This is a genomic window from Lysinibacillus mangiferihumi, from assembly GCF_003049665.1.
Lineage (GTDB): Bacteria > Bacillota > Bacilli > Bacillales_A > Planococcaceae > Lysinibacillus > Lysinibacillus mangiferihumi.
Genome location: NZ_PYWM01000060.1, coordinates 1 through 9344 on the forward strand (window position 1 = coordinate 1; position 9344 = coordinate 9344).

Below are 9344 nucleotides of genomic sequence, written 5' to 3' on the forward strand. Positions count from 1 at the left end.
CTATAAGATTCGTTTCAAATACGTTTATAGAAGATGGAAAATTGGCATGGTTGATTGAGAAGGAAAGTATGAAATATTTTAATACGCCAATAGAAGATCACTATGATATTAGCCGTGAAACGCTCAGCAAATTTAATACTTTTGGGATAAGGGACAATTAATAATTGTTATCTTATATAGAGAAAAAGTATCAAAGTAATAAGTGAGTTAATTTCATAATTCCAATCGCTTTATTATCAAGGGTTCTAAAACAATAAAAAACGGGCACCTCCCCAAATTCAGTATGATGGTAGCGACGAAACTAACATACTGAATGAGGTGAATGCCCTATGACTATTGTAAAACAAATGAGCCTATTTGACATCCAAGAATTATTGGAAATGGAGAGTTCACGTCGTTATGATGCAATTTTTGCCACTTTCGACGTACAACCTATTTTTCAGTTGTTTTTTAAAAGGTCATTGCGTGGTGCCCCACGTGAACTAAACTATGGTGCGATGATTCAATCACTGATAATTTGCATTGTCGAGCGTATCCCAACGATCAAGAATTTAATCAAACGTTTGGTCAACGATCCTTTATTCCGTTTAGATTGTGGTTTTCTTGTTTCGGATTTCGTGCCTTCTGAAGCATCTTATTCTCGAATGATTGAAGTCATTAGTCAATCCGATGTACTTGATGTGATGCAAGATACATTGATACAAGTCGCCATGACAGAAGGCTTTCTAAAGGATGAGCACCTCGCCATAGACGCCACACATTTCGAATCACGCGATGCAGCCAAACCTTCTGAGAAAAAAGAGCCTGCATCACCTAAAAAACGCGAAAATCAAAAGAAGAACGAGACGCTTGGCTTACGAAACAAGCAGAAATCAAAGCCAATCAGTCAACTTATGAAAAAGAAATCAAGGACCAACTCGCCACACCACTGGAGACACTGTGGCAAGATGCTCCCATCGAACCGAATTGGGGCATCAAATATAATTTGGGGCGTAGGCAAGAAGGATTTAGATGGATAGGGGTTGAACAAGAGGAAAATCCAAAATGGAATCCAAATTGGATTGTATTTGCAGACAAGGATGATGATCCAATTGTAGTTGTAACAAACCGAGAGAATACACCTGTTTTAGCAAGCTATGAAACTAGTGAATTATTTCCTATTGCAGACTCTTTTTCGGATTTTCTAGATTCTCTTTCGGCAACATTATTAATAGTACATGAGAATTTTGAAGGTGAGATTATGGATGGATAAACTTTTGAATTCTATGATGATTTTATTGTAATGTTAAAGTCTTCTTTAATTAATATTCTAAAAAAAGAGGAATATGTTGATAATTTGATCAATTATTTATATATTGGTTAGTTTAAATAATTGAAGGTAGCGGTTAGTATCTTTCTGCTTCCTACTAATGTATAAGGAAAATGGGGATTAATAAAAAGCATTTTGTATTAATAATTGCAAAAATGTTTAAATGATTTGTATTTCGATAAATAAGCCAAGGGGCAATAAACCCATTATAGGGGATTTAGTGTCCTTTTTTTAGATTTATTAAATAAAATATGTAGTAGTGAATCCTGACAGAAATTTAACCACTATAGAAGCCTGCAACGACAAGGAAATCCAGTGTAGGGAATGTCATTCGTTCTAACTTCTACGATGGCACATGGGAAACATTTGCCTATGATAAAAACGGTTCGCTACAAGAAATGGAAAATGAGCATGTAACCATCAAGCTAGAACGAGACCCATCTGGACAAGTAATCAAAGAATGGCAAAACGATCATTGGATTACCAGTAGCTATGACGAGTTAGGCAATCGCTCACAGATAACAAGTAGCCTCGGTGCCAAAATCGATGTCACGCGTAATGAACTAGGCAATGTCTTACAAATTTCTAATAAAACAGCTCATGGTAGATATTATGAATTTACAGATGCTTACGGAGAAAAGAAAGTTACTGTGCTTCATACCAATGATCCAAATCCAAATCGTGTTGGTCCTACACATGCACATGCTGGAATGGTTCATCCAGCAGATACGACTAAGAGACGTACAATGGACTTTAAAAACCAAGAAAATAAATATTTTCCAATAAATGATCCAAAAGGTGTAGACCATCATTTAGAGATCAAATGTAGAAAGTAGTGAAACAATGGAATTAGGAGAAAAGTTGCGAAGGCATGTATTGAAAAAAGAGTATGAAAACTTCCCTGGGGTTCAATTCAAAAAAGTATTGTTACCTGATGAGTATACTAAAAACGAGGGTAGAGAACTGGAGTATTTAACAAAAACATATAGTATACCAAATGATCGAATAGATACTAGATGTGATAGAGAACATTTGATAGCATGGATTAAAGAAAAAGTAACCCCATACCTAGAAAAAGGTAATAATGTAGTTTTTATGGATAAAGGATTCGGCGTCAATGTTACAATTTTAGATACTGAAAAAATGCTTGATTTTTATTTGAATTCTAAATCACAAGTAGGACTTTGTATAATTAATAGAAGTTTGAAAAAGTTGTTAGATGTATCGCCAGAGGAAAATGATTACGCTTTTTTTATAAGTAATATTTAATTGTTTAATTTGCAAAAATACCATTATATTACATTAATATGTTATCAAAATTCAATCAATTCTTTTGAAGAAATCGAACTGTATTGTAAAATGATTTACCAGCACATGAAATTAGAAAAGGAGTAGCATAAACCTTGATTTTAAAGGAGTTATGCTACTTTTTCTTGTTAGAAAAGGAATTGTCACCGATTGAAAAATAATGAATCGGTTTCTACTAATACGATCAACGATTTATGTGATTTCTTGGATTGTGATATAAATGACGTAATGGAGTATGTCAAGACTGAAGTAGACTTTGAATCTGTGCCAACACTTAAAGCCCTAAAGGCGAAGATTCATCACTACATGGTCTATTACAACAATTATCGTTATCAATGGAATCTTAAAAAGATGGCTCCTGCACAATACAGGAACCATCTCTTAGTTGAATAATCTCTTTTTTACTGTGTCCTTTACATAGGTACCACTTTAAAACTCTTTACCAAGGCACGTAAACTCTATAATAAGCTAACCAAAAGTAACATGGCGAAGAAAGTCAAGAATGGCGCAAAAGCGGTGGTGCTAGCGTTCAAAAATACCTGCCAAAAAGCGAAGCAAAAAATAAAAGAAGTGTATAACCAAACCAAGCAACAGATAAAGACTACTGTCAAACAGACGAAACAGGTAATGAAAGAAAAAGTACTGCCGACACAAGTAACTCAAAAAACAACGGGTAAGTCAAGAGTAAAGGCAAAAGATTGGACAGGGCATAAAAATAGGATAAACAGTGAAGACGAACTAAAAGCGCTACTAGATGAGCGCAGAAAAACGAGAGTAATAGGCAGTGATGGGGAGCCAATAATGACTCTTATGGATAAGCGAAAGGTTGTAAGTGCTGAATCAACTGCCACACCGGATGGTCTAGCCCCATATGCAGTAATGGGATACTCCGTGTTTATTGAAGATTATGTGACAATGACTGATAGGTAAGGAAGCACTAGACTCGTTAAAATATGGGGAAAAAGGAATAGAAGAAGCCTATGATATTGCCAATAAAAACAAAAAGGCGAAGGATGCTCAGTATACCCAAAAAGAAATCAATCAACTAGGCGAGTATGTGAAGAAGGTTGATAAGGGTAATGGTAATTCTAATGATGCATAGGGTGTTTATTATGAACGTAAGGAACAAAGAACAGATGATTACAATAATAAAACAGGAAATTGGACACCTGCAAATAAGACAACTCCACCCAATGGACTGTATAGAACTGATAAGGAGGCCGATGTTGCTGCAGAAATTTTAGGTTATAAACGAGTTCCTGGAGTAAAATCACATGGTAGAGCAGTTTATACCAATGGAAAAGAGTATATTTCTCCTGATACACCCAGAAAGACAACCGGTTCAACTGATAATGGTGGAGTATGGAAAAAAGGCAAATTCTCCAGAGGATTTGTTTAGGAAGGAAACTAGAAAAGGAACATATGATAAAAATTTAAATAGGATTGGTGATTAATATTAATTACTTTTGGCAAATTTCTAAGTATAAAGATGACGAATATCCATTAAATCAACAAGGTGGAAGCCCTACTTGGACATCTGTTTCTGATATAGGAACAAGATATAATAGGAGAATATTTACAGTAAATGAATATTTAACTATGGAAGAGACGTTTATTAAAGCTATTCAGGTTTTTATGACCTCTTCAACCTCTACTAAATTAATGGTTAAACAACTTGAAAAATCACTAAGCTTGGAAGTGATTGAGGATGATATTGTGAAAAAAGGATTTTCCTTGGAAGAATCCAAAGAAATGCTTAATTATTTTCAGATTGTTGAACAAGGCATGAGTATAAGTTTTGCTGAAGTGGAATTTATTATTCGCTTGGCTTTAAGGGAGTATATTTGGGTTGAATTAGAATCAGAAACAATGTTTGTGAGATTTGATTATGATTATTATGTTGACATTGGGAGTACTGAGCGATGTGATGAGGCTGTAAAACAAGTATGCAAAATGAACATGTCAGTTAATCTATGGGACAAACCTTATCCTTTTAGCAGTTCTACTTAAGTAACAAGATACCTTAATTGGCTATTTGAAGTGCTCCCCCAATTATTAGATGTGTCTAACAATTGGGGAGCAGTTCAAAAATATAGACAAATAAAAAAAGCATCTTCGATTGAATTCGGGTTTAGAAACCTAAACTTCAATTAGGAGGTGTTTCTTCTATGGGAACAAGAGTGAGTTATCCTATGAAGTAAAAATGAAGGCGATTGAGATGCGATTAGCTGGTGTATAGTAAGCCCGAATTATAAAAAAATAGGAGCAAAGTATTTCAATCAGATTATTAATTATTACGAAAGTACTGGGAATGTAAGTATTATTGATTTATCTTAGGCAGCAAATTTCACTTCATTTTTACAAAAAACACTTAAAAACTGATGAAAAAGAAAATGCTACTATTATTTTTACGGAAAGGTGATTTATATGATTGATTTAAAGGCACCTATCGTTCCTTGGGCAGGAATGGGGAATATAAAGTTGTATAGCCACATCAATGAATTTTATACAATGATAGAACAACATGGTAAACAACCAAAACTATTAGGGAAATATTTAATAAGTTTCGAAATAGATAACTCAATTGAATTATGGTTCAATATATTAAACGGTAAATTATTTAAAATAACTACTTTAGAAAACTATAATGGTATTTTATTTAATAAAATCAGAGTAGGAATGCATATTGATGAAGTTATAAAGCTAGAACCAAGTTTTATTTATGATGAATTTGAAGAAGTGTATTGTAGCTCTAAAGGAGTTTACATTGAAACAGACCCTTTGAATAACACAGTATTATGGATTTCAGTATTTATAAAAGAAATAGATGATTCAGATTTTATAAGAGGGGAATGGTAGAAAACACCTTTTAAACCTTGATTGGCTATATTGTCACCTTCGAGAAGAAGGAACAATAATGAAATAAAGATTAAAGAATGGACCCAATGAACAATAATTGTTTGAGAATCGAGACTTCATGAAGGCAGAGCCATCAAGAAGTGCTATTTTAGCGCTAATGTAATAAGAGCGAGAATACGCGAGATGCCATTTTACTTACAAGGGACCACTTTATGGGTGGCATAAGCAACAAACACATGAGAAACAAACTAAAGGGTTTAAACGTTACGCTTGCCATGTGGTAAAAAAGATGTCATACTGTCAATATTAAACTAACTTATAAAACTTGCGAATATTAATAAACATAGAAAATTTATAAACTTAAAGCACTTGATTGTCTATAATAGGCGACAAGTGCTTTTTTTGCATGTTTAAATACGGATTACGATTATTTAATTAGTGTACTAAGTATTAAATTTTATACAATGGGAAGAAAATGCGATGGAAATAGAGGTTTCAATAGATAAATTTGTTATAGATTATAAGGATATACCACATTCAGCATTTTTACGTGTTTTTATGGTGGGAGTGCAGAAATATAAAGTGAAAATGAAGATTTATAGTGGAACATATAGCTATAAACTGCACATGCGGAAAAGTGACGATATATACATTCATCTATATTTTAAAAACTTTAGAGAAACAGAAGGATATTTACATACCCTAAGAATTGAGAAAAGGCCAGAGCATTAGGCAAAGCCGTAGTAAGTTCTGTAACACCTAAAATATGTTAGACACGCTCCAAGTAGGATTAGATGTCGTAGGGCTAATACCGGTGTATGGAGAAATAGCAGATGGCTTGAATGCGGTGATTTATTATGCAAGAGGAGACAAGTTAAATGCAACCCTCTTCTTAGGAGCGATGATACCATTTGCAGGAATGGCAGCGACAGGTCAAAACGGGTAAAGAAGTAATAAAGAGAATGGAAGAGGAAACCCCACCCAAAATCTGTACAACACGTGATGGAGAAAAAGAATTTATGGCAAGTGATGATAAGTGGTATCCTATAGATAAAGCAGATATGGCTCATTTAACTGATGCGGTATCATGGTGGAACAGTACAGGAAGATATTATGGAGCGAAGTCACCAGAGGTTAGAGAATGGATGTTAAATTCCAAAAATTATGTTTTAGATCATTATAGTTAAATAGATCCGCAGTGGCAAAGTTAAATGAAACCTATTTGCCACCAATAAATAATTATTAGGAGGTAAGGGTTAAAATGAAGCAAGCAAGAATCAGAGAACTAGTTGAGGAAATAATGGAACAAAAATACCTTTTAGAGCCTGCTGATAATCTAATTGCGGAACTTCAGTCGCTCGTAACTTTTCCTGATGTAGGTGATTTATTTTATACTGATCGGGATTATGCATATATTAGTAATAGAATAATCGATTATGAGAACAGAGAAAAAGATAACCTATCTAAAAAAAATTTGATTGATATGGTTACTAAGATACTAGATGTTTATGGGAAGGAGTATGAAATTGATAATCTTTTATTAATAGTAGAAAATGCAGTCAAGAAAACAGACATCTCAGATTATATTTACTATTCAGATGAAGATTTAACAGCTGAACAAATTATAGAAAAAGCTTTAGGGAAACAGAAGGACATTTACATACCCTAAGGATTGAGATAAGGCCAGAGCATTAGGCAAAGCCGTAGTAAGTTCTGTAACACCTAAAATATGTTAGACACGCTCCAAGTAGGATTAGATGTCGTAGGGCTGGTACCGGGAGTTGGAGAAGTAGCAGATGGCTTGAATGCAGTGATTTATTATGCAAGAGGAGACAAGGTAAATGCAGCCCTCTCCTTAGGAGCGATGATACCATTTGCAGGGATGGCATCCGCAGGTGCGAAATTTATAAATAAAGGTGCAAAAGCATTTAATGGTGTAGTTGATGGTATTAAAATGGTATTAAAACCGTTACGAATAAAGGTCCAATAGGCCAACTAAAAGAAAAAGCCACTAAACAGCTAGACACCGTAAAAGATAAGTTCCAAACCAAAGTAGCCGAAGTAAAGGACCAATTCCGTCAGTAGGGAACACCGCCGTTGAGTTGGCCGGTGTGAACGTTGGCCGAATAACGGATACGGGAACAGTTGGGAAAAATAAGCCAACGCCGAATCCAAAACCATGCAATAGCTCCAAGCCACCAGCAAAAGATAGTAAACCTGCTGAGACGAATAAGGGTGCGGATAAAGGTCCTATAAAAGTTAAGTATGGAGATCATTATACTAAAGATGGACGTAGAAAGGTATTAAAGGAGAATATAGAATATACTACTAAAGAAGGCCATACTTATAAAACAGATAGTAAAGGTCGTATTTCAAGTTGTGAAGGTAACCTTGAACTTTGTAAAGGGAAAAGAAATAATCATGCTCAAAAAGTAGCGGGCCGAGAAGATCGTTTGCCAGATGATGAGGGCGGTCATTTGATTGCAAGTATTTTTAAAGGTTCAGGTAGTCTGGATAATCTTGTGCCTATGAATGGTAACCTCAATAAAGGAGAGTGGAAAAAACTAGAGAACATATGGGCAAAACAGCTTGACAAAGGGGAGTCTGTTGAGGTAAAAATAAAGCCTTTTTATAAAGGCGACTCACACGTCCAGATAGCTTTAAAATAGAATATAAGATTGGAAATGGAGACTGGAAGCGCAAAGATTTTAAAAATAAACCTGGAGGTAAATGATGATGGATGAAAATAAGTTAAATAGTATATATCAAAATATTGCTCACACAGTAGTTGAAACGATTCCAGAAGAGTGGTCAAAAGTATATGTATATGGTGAAATCAATGAAGATGTACGTACAGCATTCTTTTTTTACTATTCAGTAAACAATAATATTCCAATTCATAGCCATAATATTCCCCAGCTTTTTGATATTAAGGAAGAGGATTATGATGAATTATGGTATAAACTGCTAGATGATTTAGAAGAACTTTGGTATGAATTTAAAAATAATAATCAAGAACCTTGGACAAATCTTACGTTTATTTTTAACAGTGAAGGTGAATTAAAGATTGACTATGACTACGAGGATTTATCAGAAGCAGACGATTATGAAAGGGAAATTATTTGGAAGTATAAGTACCTAGGACTTCTACCTGAAGATAAAGATGACAGAGATTTCTTAGAGAATTATTTACAATCATTTGAAGAAAAAGAGAATAATAACGATCAAAAATAAAATAATTAATTGAACAATTATTGACCATATTGTCCAATCAACATAAGACAAATAACCATATTTATAAATAGCCAATTCACGATAATTTACCGGGAATTGGCTATTTAATTTGATTCGATTATAGAATTCACTTTAAAAACGATACGAAAGTTGAATTGATGGATTCAGAAATTTAGTACGTTTCTTGTAGAAGAGGTTGCCAAAGTAATTGGATAAGAAGTAGAAGGTTCTTTAAATATCTTCAGCACAAGCAAAAACCAACCAAAGCGAATGCTCTAAATTTGTTCGAAAAAGGAATATAAAAGAAAAAACTCTAAAAAATCCTCCAACAAGAAAGGGTCTTCAAAGAAGAACCAACCGAAGTCGAAGAAAAAGAAAAAGAAAAAAAGAAGAAAAAGAGTAAGTTGGGTAAATTCTTTACCAAGGCACGCAAACTCTATAATAAGCTAACCAAAAGTAAAATGGCGAAGAAATTAAAGAATGGCGCAAAAGCTGCGGTACTAGCTGTCAAAAATACCTACCAAAAAGCGAAGCAAAAAACAAAAGAAGTGTATAACCAAGCGAAGCAAAAGACGAAAGAAGTATATAGTCAAGCGAAGCAAAAGACGAAAGAAGTGTATAGTCAAGCCAAGCA

At 34.2% G+C, this 9344-nt stretch carries 17 protein-coding genes and 2 pseudogenes; all 19 read left to right on the forward strand.

Features of this window, described 5'->3' with window-relative positions:
• Nucleotides 1-329: 329 nt before the first annotated feature.
• A complete protein-coding gene (locus C9J37_RS26525; RefSeq protein ID WP_107897793.1) occupies nucleotides 330-1019 on the forward strand; it encodes a transposase in 690 nt (229 codons plus the stop codon).
• Nucleotides 986-1252: an SMI1/KNR4 family protein gene (locus C9J37_RS26530; RefSeq protein WP_167397448.1), complete on the forward strand. Its 267-nt coding sequence runs from the start codon at nucleotides 986-988 to the stop codon at nucleotides 1250-1252. Before C9J37_RS26525 ends, C9J37_RS26530 begins: the two co-directional genes overlap by 34 nt.
• A gap of 455 nt (nucleotides 1253-1707) precedes the next feature.
• Nucleotides 1708-2145 (forward strand): HNH/endonuclease VII fold putative polymorphic toxin, encoded by a 438-nt coding sequence (locus C9J37_RS26535; protein WP_107897795.1) that lies wholly within the window; start codon nucleotides 1708-1710, stop codon nucleotides 2143-2145.
• 7 nt (nucleotides 2146-2152) lie between these two features.
• A complete protein-coding gene (locus C9J37_RS26540) occupies nucleotides 2153-2578 on the forward strand; it encodes a hypothetical protein (RefSeq protein ID WP_107897796.1) in 426 nt (141 codons plus the stop codon).
• Between the two features lie 189 nt (nucleotides 2579-2767).
• Nucleotides 2768-2848, forward strand: a pseudogene (locus tag C9J37_RS29835) (helix-turn-helix domain-containing protein); the annotation flags it as partial.
• A 3-nt stretch (nucleotides 2849-2851) separates the two neighbouring features.
• A pseudogene (locus C9J37_RS28825) lies at nucleotides 2852-3010 on the forward strand (IS3 family transposase); the annotation flags it as partial.
• A gap of 90 nt (nucleotides 3011-3100) precedes the next feature.
• Nucleotides 3101-3547: a hypothetical protein gene (locus tag C9J37_RS26550; RefSeq protein WP_107897798.1), complete on the forward strand. Its 447-nt coding sequence runs from the start codon at nucleotides 3101-3103 to the stop codon at nucleotides 3545-3547.
• A gap of 307 nt (nucleotides 3548-3854) precedes the next feature.
• A complete protein-coding gene (locus C9J37_RS29840) occupies nucleotides 3855-4016 on the forward strand; it encodes a toxin C-terminal domain-containing protein (protein WP_407656273.1) in 162 nt (53 codons plus the stop codon).
• Nucleotides 3970-4071, forward strand: a complete 102-nt coding sequence (locus C9J37_RS29845; RefSeq protein WP_407656274.1) for a toxin C-terminal domain-containing protein — start codon at nucleotides 3970-3972, stop codon at nucleotides 4069-4071. The genes C9J37_RS29840 and C9J37_RS29845 overlap by 47 nt, the downstream gene beginning before the upstream one ends.
• Entirely contained in the window at nucleotides 4064-4627 is a 564-nt protein-coding gene (locus tag C9J37_RS26560) for a hypothetical protein (protein ID WP_137067768.1), read from the forward strand. Before C9J37_RS29845 ends, C9J37_RS26560 begins: the two co-directional genes overlap by 8 nt.
• A 417-nt stretch (nucleotides 4628-5044) precedes the next feature.
• A complete protein-coding gene (locus tag C9J37_RS26565; protein ID WP_107897800.1) occupies nucleotides 5045-5476 on the forward strand; it encodes a hypothetical protein in 432 nt (143 codons plus the stop codon).
• 480 nt (nucleotides 5477-5956) lie between these two features.
• Entirely contained in the window at nucleotides 5957-6208 is a 252-nt protein-coding gene (locus tag C9J37_RS26570; RefSeq protein ID WP_107897801.1) for a hypothetical protein, read from the forward strand.
• Nucleotides 6209-6242: 34 nt separating this feature from the next.
• On the forward strand, nucleotides 6243-6422 hold the full coding sequence (locus tag C9J37_RS28645; protein ID WP_167397447.1) for a hypothetical protein: 180 nt from the start codon (nucleotides 6243-6245) through the stop codon (nucleotides 6420-6422).
• Nucleotides 6388-6663: a GH-E family nuclease gene (locus C9J37_RS26575; RefSeq protein ID WP_235617262.1), complete on the forward strand. Its 276-nt coding sequence runs from the start codon at nucleotides 6388-6390 to the stop codon at nucleotides 6661-6663. The genes C9J37_RS28645 and C9J37_RS26575 overlap by 35 nt, the downstream gene beginning before the upstream one ends.
• Nucleotides 6664-6737: 74 nt before the next feature.
• Nucleotides 6738-7145, forward strand: coding sequence for a hypothetical protein (locus C9J37_RS26580; protein ID WP_107897802.1), 408 nt, complete (start codon nucleotides 6738-6740; stop codon nucleotides 7143-7145).
• A 60-nt stretch (nucleotides 7146-7205) separates the two neighbouring features.
• The gene (locus tag C9J37_RS26585) at nucleotides 7206-7466 is read left to right on the forward strand and encodes a hypothetical protein (protein WP_107897803.1); all 261 of its coding nucleotides are present in this window, start codon (nucleotides 7206-7208) and stop codon (nucleotides 7464-7466) included.
• 121 nt (nucleotides 7467-7587) lie between these two features.
• Complete coding sequence (locus C9J37_RS26590; RefSeq protein WP_235617263.1) at nucleotides 7588-8145, forward strand: DNA/RNA non-specific endonuclease; 558 nt, start codon at nucleotides 7588-7590, stop codon at nucleotides 8143-8145.
• Nucleotides 8146-8212: 67 nt separating this feature from the next.
• Nucleotides 8213-8710: an immunity protein YezG family protein gene (locus C9J37_RS26595; RefSeq protein ID WP_107897804.1), complete on the forward strand. Its 498-nt coding sequence runs from the start codon at nucleotides 8213-8215 to the stop codon at nucleotides 8708-8710.
• 404 nt (nucleotides 8711-9114) lie between these two features.
• The coding region (locus C9J37_RS26600; RefSeq protein ID WP_201262230.1) for a hypothetical protein at nucleotides 9115-9344 on the forward strand (230 nt) is incomplete at its 3' end.

Bases quoted from the DNA above. Each gene is read 5' to 3' on its own strand.
- C9J37_RS26535 (WP_107897795.1), top strand. From the start codon at position 1,708: ATGGAAAATGAGCATGTAACCATCAAGCTAGAACGAGACCCATCTGGA.
- C9J37_RS26580 (WP_107897802.1), top strand. From the start codon at position 6,738: ATGAAGCAAGCAAGAATCAGAGAACTAGTTGAGGAAATAATGGAACAA.
- C9J37_RS28645 (WP_167397447.1), top strand. From the start codon at position 6,243: ATGTTAGACACGCTCCAAGTAGGATTAGATGTCGTAGGGCTAATACCG.
- C9J37_RS26525 (WP_107897793.1), top strand. From the start codon at position 330: ATGACTATTGTAAAACAAATGAGCCTATTTGACATCCAAGAATTATTG.
- C9J37_RS26540 (WP_107897796.1), top strand. From the start codon at position 2,153: ATGGAATTAGGAGAAAAGTTGCGAAGGCATGTATTGAAAAAAGAGTAT.
- C9J37_RS29845 (WP_407656274.1), top strand. From the start codon at position 3,970: ATGGTGGAGTATGGAAAAAAGGCAAATTCTCCAGAGGATTTGTTTAGG.
- C9J37_RS26595 (WP_107897804.1), top strand. From the start codon at position 8,213: ATGGATGAAAATAAGTTAAATAGTATATATCAAAATATTGCTCACACA.
- C9J37_RS26570 (WP_107897801.1), top strand. From the start codon at position 5,957: ATGGAAATAGAGGTTTCAATAGATAAATTTGTTATAGATTATAAGGAT.
- C9J37_RS26585 (WP_107897803.1), top strand. From the start codon at position 7,206: ATGTTAGACACGCTCCAAGTAGGATTAGATGTCGTAGGGCTGGTACCG.
- C9J37_RS26565 (WP_107897800.1), top strand. From the start codon at position 5,045: ATGATTGATTTAAAGGCACCTATCGTTCCTTGGGCAGGAATGGGGAAT.
- C9J37_RS26550 (WP_107897798.1), top strand. From the start codon at position 3,101: ATGGCGAAGAAAGTCAAGAATGGCGCAAAAGCGGTGGTGCTAGCGTTC.